Origin of the sequence: Streptomyces sp. NPDC002701 (genome assembly GCF_042889045.1) — a bacterium.
Taxonomy (GTDB): domain Bacteria; phylum Actinomycetota; class Actinomycetes; order Streptomycetales; family Streptomycetaceae; genus Streptomyces.
The window spans coordinates 861,325-877,392 of record NZ_JBIAQL010000002.1; the positions used below are offsets into that span (position 1 = coordinate 861,325).

General features: G+C 71.7%; 20 protein-coding genes. 11 read left to right on the forward strand and 9 right to left on the reverse strand.

Translation table 11 applies throughout. From position 1 onward, the window contains the following. The first annotated feature begins 84 nt into the window (after positions 1–84). The 4 genes from ACFYXC_RS08035 to ACFYXC_RS08050 all read left to right on the forward strand — a co-directional run bounded on the left by ACFYXC_RS08035 (position 85) and on the right by ACFYXC_RS08050 (position 2,413). Positions 85–321, forward strand: coding sequence for a hypothetical protein (locus tag ACFYXC_RS08035; protein WP_388905431.1), 237 nt, complete (start codon positions 85–87; stop codon positions 319–321). A 599-nt stretch (positions 322–920) separates the two neighbouring features. After that, positions 921–1,283 carry a hypothetical protein gene (locus ACFYXC_RS08040; protein ID WP_389548223.1) on the forward strand — a complete coding sequence of 121 codons (363 nt, stop codon included), beginning with the start codon at positions 921–923 and terminating at the stop codon, positions 1,281–1,283. A gap of 3 nt (positions 1,284–1,286) precedes the next feature. Next, complete coding sequence (locus tag ACFYXC_RS08045; protein ID WP_389548226.1) at positions 1,287–2,039, forward strand: hypothetical protein; 753 nt, start codon at positions 1,287–1,289, stop codon at positions 2,037–2,039. Between the two features lie 2 nt (positions 2,040–2,041). Beyond that, positions 2,042–2,413 carry a peptidase inhibitor family I36 protein gene (locus ACFYXC_RS08050; protein ID WP_389548469.1) on the forward strand — a complete coding sequence of 124 codons (372 nt, stop codon included), beginning with the start codon at positions 2,042–2,044 and terminating at the stop codon, positions 2,411–2,413. A 199-nt stretch (positions 2,414–2,612) separates the two neighbouring features. Here the strand turns inward: ACFYXC_RS08050 and ACFYXC_RS08055 are convergent, their stop codons facing one another. From ACFYXC_RS08055 to ACFYXC_RS08075, 5 genes are all read right to left on the reverse strand, one after another. Continuing rightward, the gene (locus ACFYXC_RS08055) at positions 2,613–3,884 is read right to left on the reverse strand and encodes an RICIN domain-containing protein (protein ID WP_389548229.1); all 1,272 of its coding nucleotides are present in this window, start codon (positions 3,882–3,884) and stop codon (positions 2,613–2,615) included. 240 nt (positions 3,885–4,124) lie between these two features. Then, positions 4,125–4,745: a VanZ family protein gene (locus tag ACFYXC_RS08060; protein WP_388905435.1), complete on the reverse strand. Its 621-nt coding sequence runs from the start codon at positions 4,743–4,745 to the stop codon at positions 4,125–4,127. A gap of 172 nt (positions 4,746–4,917) precedes the next feature. Further along, positions 4,918–5,568 (reverse strand): DUF4230 domain-containing protein, encoded by a 651-nt coding sequence (locus tag ACFYXC_RS08065; RefSeq protein WP_388905436.1) that lies wholly within the window; start codon positions 5,566–5,568, stop codon positions 4,918–4,920. A gap of 153 nt (positions 5,569–5,721) precedes the next feature. After that, the gene (locus tag ACFYXC_RS08070) at positions 5,722–6,102 is read right to left on the reverse strand and encodes an STAS domain-containing protein (protein ID WP_388905438.1); all 381 of its coding nucleotides are present in this window, start codon (positions 6,100–6,102) and stop codon (positions 5,722–5,724) included. 353 nt (positions 6,103–6,455) lie between these two features. Further along, entirely contained in the window at positions 6,456–7,406 is a 951-nt protein-coding gene (locus ACFYXC_RS08075) for an NADP-dependent oxidoreductase (RefSeq protein WP_389548234.1), read from the reverse strand. Positions 7,407–7,475: 69 nt separating this feature from the next. Here ACFYXC_RS08075 and ACFYXC_RS08080 point away from each other — a divergent pair, with 69 nt between their 5' ends. After that, positions 7,476–8,522 carry a GlxA family transcriptional regulator gene (locus ACFYXC_RS08080; RefSeq protein WP_389548236.1) on the forward strand — a complete coding sequence of 349 codons (1,047 nt, stop codon included), beginning with the start codon at positions 7,476–7,478 and terminating at the stop codon, positions 8,520–8,522. 107 nt (positions 8,523–8,629) lie between these two features. On the opposite strand, the gene ACFYXC_RS08085 is transcribed toward ACFYXC_RS08080, so the two are convergent. From ACFYXC_RS08085 to ACFYXC_RS08095, 3 genes are all read right to left on the reverse strand, one after another. Beyond that, positions 8,630–9,196, reverse strand: coding sequence for a TetR/AcrR family transcriptional regulator (locus tag ACFYXC_RS08085; protein ID WP_388905442.1), 567 nt, complete (start codon positions 9,194–9,196; stop codon positions 8,630–8,632). After that, positions 9,193–9,555: a DUF1304 domain-containing protein gene (locus tag ACFYXC_RS08090; RefSeq protein WP_389548240.1), complete on the reverse strand. Its 363-nt coding sequence runs from the start codon at positions 9,553–9,555 to the stop codon at positions 9,193–9,195. The genes ACFYXC_RS08085 and ACFYXC_RS08090 overlap by 4 nt, the downstream gene beginning before the upstream one ends. 84 nt (positions 9,556–9,639) lie before the next feature. Beyond that, the gene (locus tag ACFYXC_RS08095) at positions 9,640–9,837 is read right to left on the reverse strand and encodes a helix-turn-helix domain-containing protein (RefSeq protein ID WP_389548472.1); all 198 of its coding nucleotides are present in this window, start codon (positions 9,835–9,837) and stop codon (positions 9,640–9,642) included. A gap of 267 nt (positions 9,838–10,104) precedes the next feature. On the opposite strand from ACFYXC_RS08095, the gene ACFYXC_RS08100 reads away from it, so the two are divergent. The 5 genes from ACFYXC_RS08100 to ACFYXC_RS08120 are packed head-to-tail and all read left to right on the forward strand — an operon-like array spanning position 10,105 to position 14,242. Then, the gene (locus ACFYXC_RS08100) at positions 10,105–11,622 is read left to right on the forward strand and encodes a sensor histidine kinase (RefSeq protein ID WP_389548243.1); all 1,518 of its coding nucleotides are present in this window, start codon (positions 10,105–10,107) and stop codon (positions 11,620–11,622) included. Beyond that, a complete protein-coding gene (locus tag ACFYXC_RS08105) occupies positions 11,619–12,029 on the forward strand; it encodes a roadblock/LC7 domain-containing protein (protein WP_388905445.1) in 411 nt (136 codons plus the stop codon). Before ACFYXC_RS08100 ends, ACFYXC_RS08105 begins: the two co-directional genes overlap by 4 nt. Next, positions 12,026–12,397, forward strand: coding sequence for a DUF742 domain-containing protein (locus tag ACFYXC_RS08110; protein WP_388905446.1), 372 nt, complete (start codon positions 12,026–12,028; stop codon positions 12,395–12,397). The genes ACFYXC_RS08105 and ACFYXC_RS08110 overlap by 4 nt, the downstream gene beginning before the upstream one ends. Continuing rightward, positions 12,378–12,992, forward strand: a complete 615-nt coding sequence (locus tag ACFYXC_RS08115) for an ATP/GTP-binding protein (RefSeq protein ID WP_389548246.1) — start codon at positions 12,378–12,380, stop codon at positions 12,990–12,992. The genes ACFYXC_RS08110 and ACFYXC_RS08115 overlap by 20 nt, the downstream gene beginning before the upstream one ends. Further along, positions 12,989–14,242 carry a cytochrome P450 gene (locus ACFYXC_RS08120; protein WP_389548249.1) on the forward strand — a complete coding sequence of 418 codons (1,254 nt, stop codon included), beginning with the start codon at positions 12,989–12,991 and terminating at the stop codon, positions 14,240–14,242. Before ACFYXC_RS08115 ends, ACFYXC_RS08120 begins: the two co-directional genes overlap by 4 nt. A 102-nt stretch (positions 14,243–14,344) precedes the next feature. On the opposite strand, the gene ACFYXC_RS08125 is transcribed toward ACFYXC_RS08120, so the two are convergent. After that, positions 14,345–15,376, reverse strand: coding sequence for a 7-epi-alpha-eudesmol synthase (locus ACFYXC_RS08125; protein WP_389548252.1), 1,032 nt, complete (start codon positions 15,374–15,376; stop codon positions 14,345–14,347). A gap of 297 nt (positions 15,377–15,673) precedes the next feature. On the opposite strand from ACFYXC_RS08125, the gene ACFYXC_RS08130 reads away from it, so the two are divergent. Then, the gene (locus tag ACFYXC_RS08130; protein ID WP_388905450.1) at positions 15,674–16,066 is read left to right on the forward strand and encodes a VOC family protein; all 393 of its coding nucleotides are present in this window, start codon (positions 15,674–15,676) and stop codon (positions 16,064–16,066) included. Positions 16,067–16,068: the final 2 nt, after the last annotated feature.

Here is a 16,068-nt window from a genome sequence, read left to right on the forward strand (position 1 = left end):
CGGCGCCGCCGAGCACCACGACGACCGACAGCGCCGCCGCGGCAGGCAGGCTTATCAGCGGTAAGCGTGTGGAACCGGTGGATCATGACTGAAATCGCCAGCCCTCATATGTCGCACCCGCGGATCACGGTCCTGGGCGTCCAGCCCGGCGATCCGCCCTTCCGCATCGTGGAGATCGACGGTGCCGTCATCGGCGAGGCCAAGAACTTCACGGACGTCCTGATGGCCGCCGCGGCGTACGGCATCCCGGTGCACGACGCGGACGACCCGGCGGTGGTCCGCTGGGTCGGCGGCGACAAACTCACCTGGCACCTGCGCTGATCCCTTCGGGAGAGCCGTCAGATCGCCGAGCGAGTCCTCGGCGAGGCGACCCCTACCGGCGGCGTCCCCTTCCGGCGTCCCCCTCCCGGCCCCCCTCCCGGGGCCCACTCGGCGTTCCCCTCCGGGCGCTCCTTTTCGGGCGCGCATCCGGGCGGGAAGCGCATCCGGCTGGGAGCGACGCTCCGTCGCCGTCTTTGCCTCTCCCGGCGCCCGCGTCCCGTCTGCGGCCCGGTGGGGGCCGTTCGCGCAGTTCCCCGCGCCCCTGAAGGGGCAAAAGCCGGGGCGCAGCCCCGCTTTTGAGGGGCGCGGGGAACTGCGCGGCCGGCCCCCACGCACCCGCAGGTTCAGCATCCTCCCGGCAGCGGAGCCGGTGGCGGCGCGTCCGGGTGAGTCGTGGTGGGGGCGCGTTGACCAGCGGGTTCGCGCCGTTGTGAGCCGTCGCGGGTGACATCGCGGCACGCATCCGAGGGGTGCGGAAGACGAGGGCGGCCGCGCTTGGCGGCGTTCCCACGAGGGAACTTTGATCTTGTCGGCCGCCGGTGATCAAGGCGCGGTCACGTCCTCCACGCCCGTTCCGCCCTCGCACCACAGGAGTCGTCATGTTCCGCCGCCTCGCCCTGCCCGCAGCCCTGCTCGCCGCCGTGGTCACCCTGGGCACCGCCCCCGCGACGGCCGCCCCCGCAGCCCCGGCCGCGGGCTCCGTGTGTTTCTGGACCGGGGCCGGGCAGCACGGCTCGTCCTGGTGCTACACACCACCCGGTTACACGGACGTGCCGGAGTTCCTCCACGACAAGGCGGCCTCCTTCCGGTCGGACGCGGACCGCGCCGTGTACGCCATCGACTGGGCCCGCGACACCTGCTACCACCGCCTGATCCGCGCCCACGACGTGGCCGACAACTGGGCCTGGGGAGCCCGGATGGACGGGGTGTCCGACACCACGATGGGCTGCGAGGTCGGCTGAGCCGTGCGATCTCCCCGCGCCCCGGGCGCCGCCGCGCTGGTCGTGCTCGTCCTGCTCGTGCTCGGCGGATGCGCCACGACCACGGACGGCGGACGTGCCGGGCCCGCCCTGCCGAGGAGCGAACGGGAGCGGGACGACCTCATCAAGGCCGCCCAACAGGTGCTCGTCGAGCGGTGCCTGGTCCGGCGAGGTCTCTTCCCGGAGCGGCCGTCCGACGGCAAGCGGCCGTCCGAGGGCAGGGGCCGGTCCGGCGACGAGGACCCGCGCCTTCGGGGCGCCCTCTTCGGCAGGGGCCGCCCGGAGCTGGCCGTCACCCTCCCCACCGGCTACACGGTCAGGGCACACACCGACGGCTGCCTGGCCGCCGCCCAGCGTGAGCTGTACGGGGACGAGCGGCGCTGGTTCCGTAGCCAGGTCGTCGTGAACAACCTCCGCACGGAAGCCCGGCAGCGCATGGAGCGCGACCCCGACCACCGCGCGGCGCACGGCCGTTGGCTCCGTTGCGTCACCCCGGCCGAGGGGCCGAGACCCGACCGCCCCGACCCGGGCGTGGCCGCGCGGTGCGGCCACGACAGCGGCCTCGACGCGGTGCGCGCCCGGCTCGAACCGGTCCTGCTGGCCCGGGTCCGCACCGAGCGCCGCGACCAGTTGACCACCTACCGGCAGCTGCGCTCCCGCGCACTGCACCGTGCCGCGGATCTGTACGCCGCACGGACCGTTCAGCACGACCGACAGAAAGGCAGTACCCCTTCGTGATCATCAAGCGCCTCGCCCTCACCGCCGCGGCGGCCGTCCTCGTCCTGAGCGGCGGTCTGGCCCTCGCCGCGCCCGCCGGTGCCGCGAGCTGTCCCAGCGGCGAGTTCTGCGTGTGGGAGCACGCGAACTTCGGTGGCCAGCGGGCCAACTGGTCCGGCGACGACGGCTGGTGGGAGAGCTGGATCGCCGACAACGACTCCTCGTGGGCGAACCACGGCATCTCGGGCCCCGGCGTCAAGGACCACGTCCGGGTGTACCAGGACGCCTACCGGGGCGGTGCCATGACGATCTGCCTCACCCCGGGACAGGAGGCCAACTACAACGGCGTGGCCAACGACCGCGGGGACTCCCACACCTGGGCCATGAACTGCTGACGGAGCCCGCGCGCGTACGGCAGGTGATCCGAGGAGGGGAGCGGCACGCCCGGTGGGGCCGGGCGTGCCGCAGGCGACACGGATCACCTGCCGTAGCACGGGAGGAGCCCGGCCGGGTGGCCCCGGCCGGGCTCTGTCGCAGCCGGCCCTCCGCGCCGGCCGGCTGCTCCTCCTGGTGGTCGGTCGGCGTCCCGTCCGGTCAGCCGACCGTCCACTTCTGGTTGGCCGCGCCGGTGCAGGTCCACAGCTGCAGCCGACTGCCGTTGGCCGAGTTGTTGCCCGTCACGTCCAAGCACTTGTTCGCCTGGGGATTGACGATGTCGCGCGCCCCGGAGACCGTCCAGCGCTGGGCGGGTACGTTCGCGCAGTCCCACAGCTGGACGGGTGTGCCGTCGGCCGTGCCACCGCCGGCGGCGTCCAGGCACTTGCCCAGCGCCCGGATGGTCCCGTCCGCCCCCACGGTCCACTGCTGGGCCGCGGTGCCGTTGCAGTCGTAGAGCTGGACGGGCGTGCCGTTGGCGGCATTGGCGCCCGCCACGTCGACGCACTTGTTCGCGAGCCCCCTGATGGGCGAGCCGCCCATGGAGCCCTCGCCCGTCGTCACCTTCACCTCGTCCACGACGAGCTGCGAGGGGAAGGGGGTCGAACCGTCCGGGTCGCCCGGCCAGTAGCCGCCCACCGCGAGGTTGAGGATCAGGAAGAACGGCTTGTTGAACACCCACTGCCTGCCGCCCAGGTCGGCCGGGGTGCGGGTCTGGTAGACGGTGCCGTCCACGGACCAGGTGACCCTGTCGGGCGCCCAGTCGACGGCGAAGGTGTGGAAGGCGTCGGCGAACGCCTGTCCGCCGGGCAGCGAGTAGCCGGCGCCGATGCCGCCGGAGCCGGAGTAGCCGGGTCCGTGCAGTGTGCCGTGGACGGTCCCGGGCTCGAAGCCAACGTTCTCCATGACGTCGATCTCACCCGAGTTGGGCCAGCCGACCTGCCCGATGTCGTTGCCCAGCATCCAGAACGCGGGCCACATCCCCTGTCCGCGCGGCACCTTCAGCCGGGCCTCCACCCGTCCGTAGGTGGTGGTGAACTTGCCGGAGGTGTTGAGGCGGGCCGAGGTGTACTCGCACCGCCCGTACCAGCACTGGTAGTTGTTCGGGTTCTCGCGGCGGGCCTCGATGACCAGGTGGCCCTGGCCGTCGAGCTTCGCGTTGTTGTTGCCGGCCGTGTAGTACTGGCGCTCGTGGTTGTTGACGTTGTCGCCGGTCTCGATCTGCCACTTCGAGGAGTTGACGGCCGATCCGGCGGGTCCGTCGAAGGTGTCCTGGAAGGTGACCGCCGCGGCGGCACTCGGTGCGGGGGCCGCCTGCGCGAGGCCCGCCCGCACCGGATCCGCTTGCGCGGGTCCGACCGCGGCGGAGCCGATGAGCACGGCGGACAGGGCGGCGAGGAGACATCTGCGGAGCAGGCGTGGTGAGTCCACGACTCTCCCTTCCGTACGGCGATCCCCGTGGGGGAGGAGCCGACTGAGGTGTGGGGGGTGCGCTTCGACTCTTGATTTAAGGAGTGAACTAAGGGCACGTCAAGACTTTGGTCCGGACCATCCGTTCACACCCCCGGCAGACCCTCACGTCCTGCCGCTTTCCGCTCCCGCACCCGCCCCGCCCTCCCGCCGCCCGGCCTTCACTCCTTCAAAGCGGCCTTCCGGGCGGCCTTCAATGCTTCATGCCTTCCGGTCGAGCCGCCGAGGATGCACCGCCCGGCTCAGTCGGCGGCCGATGAGCAGATAGCCGATCAGGGCGCCGGTGGTGTTGAGGATGACGTCGTCGATGTCGAAGGCGCGTCCGGTGATCAGCGCTCCCTGCACCAGCTCGACCAGCAGCATCACGGTCGCGGTCAGCAGGATCACCCGCAGGATGCCGCGGGTCCCCGGCACCAGGACGGGCAGCAGGACGCCGAAGGGGAGGCCGAGCAGGATGTTGCCGCCGACCTGCTTGAACGCGTCCCGCAGCTCGGGCTGGTCCAGATAGGCGCGCAGTGAACGGCCCGGGTGGAAGTTGCTGTGCGTCAGCGCCTCGGAGGCCGGTGACGGCTGGAGCGTGACCTGGGCCAGCGCGGCGGCGAAGGCCACCATGGCGGCGAAGGCGATGAGCATCACCAGGAGGCGTACCAGGAAGTGCGGTCGTGGCCGCTCGCGTGGGGGCTCCGAGGGCCGACGGTCGGCCTTCCCCTTCCCGCCGCGGAACCGTGACTTCGTGGCGCGGGGGGCCGCCTTCGTGGGGCCCGAGCCTGACGTCGAGCGGAGACGAAAGGCGGTACGGGGGCGTAGTGCTGCGCGGGCCATGCAACCCTCCAGTTTTCAACTGCGTTCCGGTGGAAGCCGGTTACCCTCGCCGCGCCTGAAGATGCGGCCGTGATCCGTGCTCGGGAGGCACTCTGCACGAGTGCGCCCGCGAGCGGCACACGGCTGCTCGCGGGCGCGGTCCTGCGCGGGTCATCGGCCCTGGTCAGGGCGCTCATGTCCCGTAGGTCACGTGCACCTCCTTGAAGCCGAGCGAACCCAGCAGCCCCTTGAGCATGCTCGTCGTGTTCTCCTCGGCGCGGGCGGTCAGCTCGCTGTCCTTCGCGGCCTCGCCGATGTGCCGTGCGGCGAGCCGCTGGACGGCCCGCTCGTCGTTCGGGTTGTCCGAGAAGACGTCACCGAGCCGGTCGAGGAGGCCGCGCTGCTTGGAGACGGCGTACGAGTGGTCGGGGTCGAGCGCGGGCTTGCCCAGGGCGGCGTGGGGGAGCCTGATCGTGGCCGTCGTACGGTCCTTGTCGACCTTCACGTCCTTGTCGCGGATCTTTCCGAGGTCGACGTACGAGTCGACGGTTCCCGCACCCACGTACAGGGTGCGTTTGCCGCGGACCGCGTCCGGCAGGTACTTGGTGTCCTTCTCCAGATCGACGACCACCTGGAAGTTGCCCGAGGCGGCGTCGTAACGGCTGATGTCCTGGATGGACTTGAGGAGCGTGGGCCCCGTCCGGTCGTGGGTGTCCTCGCGGAACACGTCGCCCAGTCCGGGCAGTACGCTCCACCGCAGACCGGCGAAGATCACCACCAGAACCAGTACGACGGCACTCACGATCTTCGCCCATCCGGGCACGCGTTCAAGGGACGTCGTCATGTGGACCGTCCTCCTTCCTCCTTCCTCTTGCCCCCCGATTTCCGCCGCAGACAGGCTTGTCGGCCGAAGGGCCGGGGCCGGGAGCGGTTCCGTACGTACGGGTGCCGTCGGCGTCGCCGTGCGGCAGGGTGCCGAGGTCCGGCGCGGGTCGCGTCAGAGCAGGCCCGAGGCGGCTTCCGGGTGTCCCAGGGCCTCGTCCATGCTCGACAGCGGTGGCATGAGCCCGGCGAGCTCGGTGACGCGCAGGATGCGCAGGGTCAGCGGATGGGTGCAGATCAGGTGCACCCGGCCGTCGTTGTCGAGGACCCGGCGCCGGGCCCGGTACAGCAGGCGCAGGCCCGAGCAGTCGAAGAACTCGATGTGCCGCAGGTCGAGGACGACCCGGGCGCCCGGATGTCCGGTCGCGGCGTCCAGTACGGGGATGATGTCCAGCGCGGCGAGGATGTCGATCTCGCCGTGGAATTCCAGCACCGTGTGTCCGCGCTCCCGGTGAACGCGCAGGTGCGGGGAGTGCGGACCGGAGTCGTCAGGCACGACGACATCACCTCCATCTGGGTCACCGGGGACCAGGGTGACGTCGTGCCGCGAGCATAGAGCCGAGATGGTGCGACATGAGACCGCTCCACCGTCCCTCACCCTGCAACTTACCCTCGTTCGGGTGAAGTTCAGCATGTTCGCTTGACATATGTCGGCCATTTAAGAGATGCGCCCTGAAGGGGCGCGGGAAACGGCGCGCTCAGCCACACCGGACCCGCACCCGAACGCAGACGGCCGCAACGCATCGCAACGGCCGGTGCCCCGCGACACCACCAGGGATGTCGCGGGGCACCGGGCAACAGGCGCCGAGCATCAGACACCGGGCATCAGACACCAGGCACCGAAAACACCTACCGAACCTGAAGCACCAGCTTCCCCACAGTCCTCCCCGTGTCACCCACCGCATGCGCCTTCGCGGCCTCCGCCAACGGGAACACCTCGGCCACCGTGGCCCGCAACCGCCCTGAGGCGACCAACTCGGCGACCGCCCGCATCCCCGCCTGGTCGGCCTCCACGAGCATCTCCACCGCCCGCACGCCGAGCCCCTCCGCCTCCTCGGCCAGCTCCGGTGACCCGGACGGCAGGATCGACACCAGCAGCCCACCCGGACGCAGCGTCCGCAGCGAACGCGACCGGTAGTCGCCCCCGACCGTGTCGAGGACGACATCGACGTCCCGCACCGTCTCGGCGAAGTCGGTCTCCCGGTAGTCGATCAACTCGTCGGCGCCCAGCCCCCGCAGGAACTCGTGCTTCCCCGAACTGGCCGTGCCGATCACGTACGCCCCGCGCTCCTTGGCGATCTGGACCGCAAGATGCCCCACCCCGCCGGCCGCGGCATGGATCAGCACCCGCTGTCCCGGCCGGACGTCCGCCGTGTCGGCCAACGCCTGCCAGGCGGTCAGCGCGGCGAGCGGCAGGGCTCCCGCCTGCGTGTGGTCGATCTCGGCCGGCTTGCGGACGAAGGCGCGTGCGGGCGCGGTGACGTATTCGGCGTGCGCCCCTACGCCATACGGGTAAGGCAGCATGCCGAAGACCTCGTCCCCGGGCCGGTGGACGGTGACGCCGAGGCCGACGGCCTCGACGACCCCGGAGACGTCCCAGCCGAGGACGAACGGCGGCTGTCCGAGGAACAGGCCGCCGGCCCGGTGCTTCCAGTCGGTCGGGTTCAGGCCCGCCGCGTGCACCCGGACCAGCACCTCGCTCGGGCCCGGCTTCGGGATCTGCAGTTCCACCTCCTTGAGGACCTCGGGACCGCCGAGGACGTCCTGACTGATCGCGCGCATCGTGTTCTCAGTGCTCATGCGCCCAGCCTGCCCAACTTCGACGACCGGGGAAATGGCAGGATTGCCATTGTCCGATAGGATCGTGCCATGGTGCAGACGTACTGCGGGGAGCGCCCCGCCCCTTCCGGGCCCCGGGGCCGTTCGGCGGACCGTTCCGAGGAATCCGAGGAACAGGAGTACGACGGACGCGTGGAGCGAGTCGTCGTCCTCGCCCTCGACGGCGTCTACCCCTTCGAGCTGGGCATCCCCAGCCGGGTCTTCGGCTCGGCGGAGGGCCGGTACGACGTGCTGACCTGCACGGTCGACGGACGGCCGGTCCGCAGCAACTCGGACTTCTCGATCAGTGTCGAGCACGGCCCCGACGTGCTGCGGACGGCGGACACCGTGGTCATCCCGCCCTTCGCGCTGTCGGCCATCAGCGCCGAGCTCCCCGACGCGGTGGCCGACGCGCTCGCCGCCATCGGACCGGACACCCGGATCGTCTCCATCTGCACGGGCGCCTTCGTGCTGGCGGCGGCGGGCATGCTGGCCGGCCGCAGGGCGACGACCCACTGGCAGCTGGCCGGGCTGTTCCGGGAGATGTTCCCGGAAGTGGACCTCGACGCCGATGTGCTGTTCGTCGACGAGGACTCCCTCCTCACCTCGGCGGGAGCCGCGTCCGGCGTGGACGTCTGCCTGCACCTCGTGCGCAAGGACCACGGCAGCGCCCTGGCCAACCGGGTGGCACGGTCCTGCGTGGTGCCGCCGTGGCGGGACGGCGGTCAGGCGCAGTACATCGAACAGCCCGTGCCGGAACCGACGGCGGCGAGCACCGCCGCCACCCGGCACTGGGCCCTGGAGCGCCTCGGTGAGCCGCTGACGCTGGCGGAGCTGGCCGACCATGCCCGGATGAGCATGCGCACCTTCGCCCGCCGTTTCAACGACGAGGTCGGAATGAGCCCCGGACGCTGGCTCATCCAGCAACGCGTGGTCCGCGCGCGGCAGTTGCTCGAATCCAGTGATCTGCCCGTGGACCAGATCGCCGGCGAGGTCGGCTTCGCCACGGGCACCTCGCTGCGCCAGCACCTGCACGCGGCGATCGGGGTGTCGCCCCAGGCGTACCGGCGCACGTTCCGGGCGGACCGGCGCACCTGACCGCCGCACCTGACCGTCCCCGCAGTCCCCCGCCCTCCCCGCCGTCCCCCGGGGAGCGCTGGGCCGCGCCCGGCCCGCTGCGGATTGCCCCTGGGTATTCCGTCCGCCTACCGGCCGTTGTCCCACGGGACCGCGTGCAGGGCCACGAGCAGGCGCCACACCTTGTGGGCGATCTCCTCCGGGGTGCCCTCGACGAGCCCGTGCAGCCAGTCGGCGAGGACGCCCGCGAAAGCCGCGGCGACGGCGGAGGCGACGAGCGGGGCCTCCGGCGCGCCGGCGAGCTCGCGCTCCGTGCGGCTGCGGGCGCGCAGATCCCGGTGCAGGACGCGGCCGAGCGGTCCACCGCCCCCCGGGCTCAGCAGGGCGCGGTACAGCGGGGCGTGCGGGGGCAGGTCCGCGAAGAACGCGCGCAGGGCGTCCGGCGCCGACCTGGGGTCGGGCCTGCCCCGCCAGGCGTGCAGGGCGTCCACCGCGTCGCGTACGACGTCGGCGCACGCGTCGACGGCCAGCGCCTCCAGGTCGGCGTAGTGCACATAGAACGTGGCCCGGCCGACCCCGGCCGCGCGCGCCAGCGCCGCGACGCCGACCTCGGCGAGCGGCCGTCGGGCGCACTCGTCGAGGAGGGCCTGCCGCAGCTTGGCCCGGGTGCGTTCGGCCCGGGGGTCGGAGGTCACCCGGCGACGAGGACGGCGGCGAGGGCGAGCCCGCCGGGCAGGGCCTGCGCGAAGAGGATGCGGCGGTTCGCGGTGACCGCCCCGTACACGCCGGCGACGACCACGCACACCAGGAAGAAGACCTGGGCGCGGAACCCCGTCGGGTCGTCGGAGACCAGGCCCCAGACGAGACCGGCCGCGAGAAAGCCGTTGTAGAGCCCCTGGTTGGCGGCGAGCGGGGCGGTGGCCCGCGCCATCTCCGGATCGAACCCGTGCAGTCCGCGCCCCGGACTGCGCTCCCACAGGAACATCTCCAGCACCAGGATGTACGCGTGCAGGACGGCGACGAGACCGACCAGCACGGTGGCGAGCGTCTGCATGGGGAGGGGCTCCTTCGGGCGGACCGGGTCACACTTCTTGGACAGGTGTCCACTATACATGGACACCTGTCCAAGAAGTGCGCGTCATCGCACCGCGGAGGCCCGCCGGAGGTTCATCGCCCGCAACGCCGGCTGCATCTCGAACTGGGCGGTGGGCTCGTGGAGTCGGTGCCCGAAGAGCTCGTCGAGCCGGCGCATCCGGTAACGGACCGTCTGGGGGCGGACGGCGAGCCGCGCGCCGACCTCGCTCGCGTTGTGGCCGCACTGGAGCCGGCTGAGCAGTTCCCGGGTCCGGGCGCCTCGCTGCGGGGATTTGTCGACTCATAACGCCTGGTCGGAGGGTGGCGAAAGCTTCACAGTGACGGGTCGGACGGTGTGATCCTCCGAAGATCAAACCCGATAAGGTGCCCTGAGGTGCGGTGAGTTGACGCGACAGTGACCAGTTGTCACGCACGGCCCGCGCCTGCCCGTCGCGGGGTCGACCACCTCGTGACGCACGCTCCCCCCGAGCTTCCCCCCTGCTCGATCGTGTTGTTCTGAAGGATGCAGATGGAACTTGCCACTCCGCCACCGGCGGCGCGGGCACCGGTCCCCTGGTACGGCTGGTGGCTGCTGCCGCTGGCCTTGGGGGCCGGCACCGTCGTCGCCGCGGTCGTGGGCCCCGACCAGGCCCGCGCACCGTCGATCGTCTCCGGAGTCGTGGTCACGGCCGCGAGCGCGGTCGCCGTACGACTCCTGATCCGCTCCCAGTGTCAACTGGGGTCCGTCGCCGCCGAGTTCGGAAAAGCTCAGGCCGAACAGGCCCGCGCCTGGCAGGACCAGCTGGACCGCCGCCTCGCCGCGGTGACCGAGCTCGCCGACCGTCAACTGCCCGAAGCGCTGGAGCGGTTGCGGGCCGGCGACTCCATCGACGACCTCCTGCCCGTCGTCGACCAGGACGCCGGGACCGGCGCCGAGCTGCAGGCGGCGCTCCGCAAGGTGCTCAGAACCGCGCTCATGGGCGTGGAGCGGGAGTTCGACCGCTCCACCTCCGCCGAGCAGGCCGTCATCAGCATCGGCAGCCGCATGCACGTACTGACCGGCAAGCTGCGCGGCCGGCTGCACGAGATGCAGGGCGAGCACGGCAGGCTGCCCTCCGTCGCCCAGGGCCTGATGGAGCTGGACCAGGAGCTCGGCCCGGCCGACTCCCTGGCGGCGAGCATCGGCGTGCTCGGCGGGTCCGACCGCCCGGGCCGGCAGTGGCAGGAGCCGCAGCGGCTGCTCAGCGTGGTGCGCGGCGGCATCGGCCGTATCAAGGACTTCGACCGCGTCCAGGTGGGGCAGCTGCCCGAACTCGGCGTCGACGGCGGTCTGGTGGACCACCTCACGCTGATCTTCGCCCACCTGCTGGACAACGCGGCGCGCTACTCCCCGCCCACCGAACCCGTGCTCGTCTCCGGCCGGGAGGTGCCGAACGGCGTCGGCGTCGAGATCCAGGACTCCGGCAAGGGCCTGAGCGGGGAGAGGAAGCAGGAGGCTCTCCGGTCGATCGAGGGCGCGGATCCCGGCCCCGGCCTGGGAGGCGTGTCCGAGGACGCCCACCTCGGCCTGCGGGTCGTGGGAGTGCTGGCCCGCCGCTACGGCATCAGGGTCACCTTCACGGACTCCCCGTGGCTCGGCACGTCGGTGGTGGTCGTGGTACCACACAAGTACTTCAGCCGCTTGCCCGCCGCCGTCACGGCCCCGGCCGCGCCGGGCACCGCGAGCGCCGGGAACGCGGCGGCGGACGGGGCCGGGCCGGCGGAGACGGAGGAGACCACACCCGGCGGCCTGCCCAGACGCCGCAGGCGGACCGGGTCCGGACATCCCAGGGCGGCCGTACGCCAGGAAGCCTCCGTCGCCACCGCCTCGCACGCGGTGCCGCCGGACGAGTCCTTCGCCGGACTGGCCGCCTTCGCCACGGCGGGACGTGAGCCGGCCGCCGACCGCGAACCCACCACCGGCCGCGAGCCGGGCACCGACCGTGAGCCGGCCTCCGGCGACGAGTCCACCGAGCACCGTACTGAAGAGAGCGACCAGTCCTCATGACGCAACAGGGAAACGACGTGAGCTGGGCGCTCCGCGATCTGGTCGAGAGCGTCCAGGAGATCCGCTTCGCCCTCGTGGCCTCGAGCGACGGCAAGGCCATCACCTCCTACGGCGCCGAGGACCCCGACGACGTGGACCGCTTCGCCGCCGTCGTGGCGGGACTGCAGGCGCTGGCCCAGCCGGTGGCCGAGCAGTTCCCCCGGTACGCCGGGCAACTGCGCCTGGCGATGATCGAGGTCGACGGCGGCCACCTCTTCGTGGTGCGCGCGGGCGTGGAGACGTACCTCGGCGTGCTGGCCAGGGAAGGGCTCGACCAGGGCCTCCTCGGCCACCAGATGAGGGACCTGGCGCGCAGGATGGGTGAGCTCCTGGGCACCACCGCCCGCCGGGAGGAGCACTCTGGATGAGTGGTCCCAGCCGGCCCACGGACCCGTCCGGTCTGGAGCGCTACTACGTCCTCACGGGCGGCCGCAGCGGACCGGGCGGCGCGGCGTCGAGCCTCGACGTGGCGACCCTCATCACCTCCCGTGCGGCGGCCGGTCCGGGTCTGCAGCACGAGCACGAGGAGATCCTCCGGCGCTGCCGTGCTCCGCTGTCGGTCGCCGAACTCGGCGCCCACCTCGAACTGCCCTTCAACATTCTCGCGGTGCTCCTGGCCGATCTGCTGGACGCAGGCCGGGTGGAGGCCCGTGATCCCATCCCGGCGTCAGGTGCCGGCCGCGGGCCCGACCTCGCGCTCCTCGAGGAGGTACTCAGTGGACTTCAGAGGCTTTGACCGTCCCGACCGCGACCCGGCCGGCGACGCGGCCGGTGCCCGCTCGGTGAAGGTGATGATCGCCGGCGGATTCGGTACCGGCAAGACCACCATGGTCGGCTCCGTCAGCGACATCAGGCCGCTCACCACGGAGGAGACACTGACGCAGGCCGGCGCCGGCGTCGACGACCTGGTCGGGGTGGCGGACAAGCAGGAGACCACCGTCAGCCTGGACTTCGGCAAGATCGGCCTCAACGAGCGGCTGACGCTCTACCTGTTCGGCACCCCGGGGCAGGAGCGGTTCTGGTTCCTGTGGAACGGCCTCTTCAAAGGGGCTCTGGGGGCCGTCGTCCTGGTCGACACCCGCCGGCTGGCCTCCAGTTTCCGGGCCATCGAGGAGATGGAACGTCAGGACGTCCCGTTCGTGATCGCCCTGAACGTGTTCCCGGACTCCAGGGACCATCCGGTCGAGGAGATCCGGGACGCCCTCGACATCTCCCCGGACATTCCGGTCGTGGCCTGCGACGCCCGCGACCGGGCCTCCAGCCGTGATGTGCTCGTCGCGCTGATACGGCACCTCAAGGACCGTTCCGCCGTCGCACTGGAGTCCCGATGACCGACCAGCCCCTGAACGGTCCCGACACCCCGCGCGGCTGCCCGGTCGCGCACGGCGGCGGGGGCGGCCGCACGCGTCTGTACGGGCCCGGGGCGGCCGTGGACCCGATCGGCATCTACGGGAGGCTGCGCAAGGAGCACGGGCCCGTGGCGCCGGTCCTGCTGGAGGGCGACGTGCCCGCCTGGCTGGTGCTCGGCTACCGGGAGAACCGGCGGGTGCTGGACAACCCCCGCCGGTTCAGCCGGGACTCACGGATCTGGCGGGACTGGAAGGAGGGGCGCGTCGAGAGCACCTCGCCGCTGATCCAGATGGTGGGCTGGCGCCCCGACTGCGTCTCGCAGGACGGCGAGCCGCACCGCAGGCTGCGCGGCGCGGTCACCGACAACCTCCAGGCCGTCTCGGGCCGCGGCATCCGCCGCCATGTCGCGCACTTCGCCCACAAGCAGATCGACGCCTTCGCCGGCACGGGCAGCGCCGATCTGGTGCCGCAGTACGCCGAGTACCTGCCGATGCTCGTACTGACCAGGGTGTTCGGGCTCGCGGAGAGCGAGGGGCGGCGGCTGGCCGAGTCGTCCGCGCAGGTCATCAAGGGCGGCGCGAAGGCCCTCGCGCACAACGACCGCATCATGCGGATCCTCGGCGAACTCACCGGCCGCAAGCGGGTTGAGCCCGGTGCCGACTTCACCACCGGTCTGCTGGAGCACCACGCAGGACTCGACGAGGACGAGATCGTCAACCATCTGCGGCTGGTGCTGATCACCGCGCACACGACCACCAGCAACCTGCTGGCCCGTGTGCTGCAGCTGGTCCTCACCGACGCGGGGCGGCTCTCCGGGCTGGTCGGCGGGCAGCTGAACATCTCCGCGGTCGTGGAGGAGGTCATGTGGAACACCCCGCCGCTGGCCGTGCTGCCGGGCCGTTTCGCTACCGCCGACCTCGAACTCGGCGGGCACCGGATCCAGGAGGGCGACCTGCTGGTGCTCGGTCTGACCGCCGGTAACACCGATCCGGAGATCCGGCCCGACGTCGGTGTCTCCGTGCACGGCAACCAGTCGCATCTCGCGTTCAGCGCGGGGCCGCACGAGTGTCCCGGGCAGAGCATCGGGCAGGCGATCATCGAGACGGCCGTGGACGTGCTGCTGCACCGGCTGCCGGGGCTGCGGCTCGCGGTGGCCCCCGAGGAGCTCACGGTCACCGCGTCCACGTGGGAGGCGCGGCTGGACCGGTTGCCGGTCCGTTTCGCGTCGTGACCCGCTCGCCGGCCGCGGGCCGTCGAGGACTGGTCGCGCAGTTCCCCGTGCCCCCGGAAGAGGGCCCTGGCGGGCCCTTTCCAGGGGGTCCGGGAAACGTTGTCAGACGGCGAGGAGGTCGTCCAGGGAGCCCTGGCCGGTCAGTTCGGCCCGGGCCGCCGGGGACTCCTTGTCGGCGGCGTAGCGGCCCGAGGTCAGGGCCCACTCGTAGTTGCCGTTGATCCAGTGCTGGATGGCCTCGACGCCCATCCCGACCCGGACGCGCTCCTCCTCGTCCAGACCGAGTTCGTCGCACATCCGCGGTACCTGTGCCTCCAGGGCGAGGTACTCGGCCAGGCGGTCCGAGGTCATCCGGTACGCCTCGTCGGCGGCCTCCTGCCAGGTGCCGCGGCGCTCGCGGTGCAGGACGGCTATCAGGTTGTGGCCGTCGCCCCGGCGTCTCTCGCGCTCGAAGGAGTGGATGTCGTTCATGAACCCGATGGTGTCGGCGGCACGGTCCCGCATCCGCTCCATCAGCGGATGTGCCTGCACCGCCGCGGGCACCTCGAAGCCGCGGCTGCGCTCCCCGGCGTCGATGCTGTGGTGGATGCCCACCGTGCGGCGACGGAACGCGGCGTACTCCGCCAGGTCCAGCGTGCCGGCCAGACCGCGGGCGGCCAGGTCGACCTCCTCGGTGTGCGCCACGAGGAAGCGGCCCCAGGAGGCCGCGAACCGCGTCCGCCACGTCAGGGACATGCCGTCCGAGAGCTGGGCCCAGACCTCCGCCCAGGCCGTCGTGATCGGGCAGACCACCCGCGGGGTACTGCCCGCGGGCCGCAGAGGGGTCACGACGAGTTCCCGCGCCACCTCCGCTATGCGGTCGGCGCGGTCGGGTCTGCCGGAGTCGAACTGGTCGTCGAAGAGGAAGGCCAGCGAGAACCAGTTCATCAGGACGACCATGTCGGCGGCCGAGGCGTGGGGATAGGTGCGGGCCGCCGCCTGGGGCAGGTCCCAGGACCGGTACTCCTCGAAGCCGGCCTGACTGCGCACCAGACCCTTGTCCCACACCCAGCGCAGATGGCGGGCCCGGGCGTACTCGAGATGGTCACTGACGGGGGTGGCGAAGGGGAGATCGAACCTGACGTCCTGCGGCATGCGCGTCCTCTCTTGCGATGAATCACAGGGCCCCCACCCCCTGCGCGCGGACGTGCGAAGATGCCGCCCGCTGACTCGAACTGCGTTCACCGGCACGAGAGTTGACCCGAATCACGCCACGAGACCGCTCCGATCGTAAATGATCTAGGCGACAGCTCCGCCGACTCCGCCGTGACCTGCGACACACCACCTCGTGACCGGGCCGCCCGGGCGGGCTGTTCCGCGCACGAGGGGGTACCCGGACAACGGAGCAGTGGGCGGACGGCCGTTCGCGCTCGGTCGGTCTACGGAGGAGATATGGCACTGGTAGTGGCAGGGTTCGTGGTCCTGGACTGTTCCGAGCCCGAGAAACTCGCCGCGTTCTACACCGAGTTCCTGGAAGGCGCGGAGACCGACGCGACGGCGAACCGCGTGGAGATCCAGGGAGCCGGCGGGATGCGGATGGCGTTCCGGCGGGACGTCAACGCCACCCCGCCCAGCTGGCCGCGCCCGGAGAACTCCCTCCAGGCTCACCTGGACTTCTACGTCGAGGACCTGGACGAGGCCGAGCGCAAGGTCATCTCCCTCGGCGGACGGCCGCTGGAGACCAAGGACGCGGGCGGCCCGTACGAGGAGCGGGGCTACTCCGACCCGTCCGGGCACTCGTTCACCCTGCGCTGCACGCGGGACACGGCACCCAAGCAGGGCTGAAG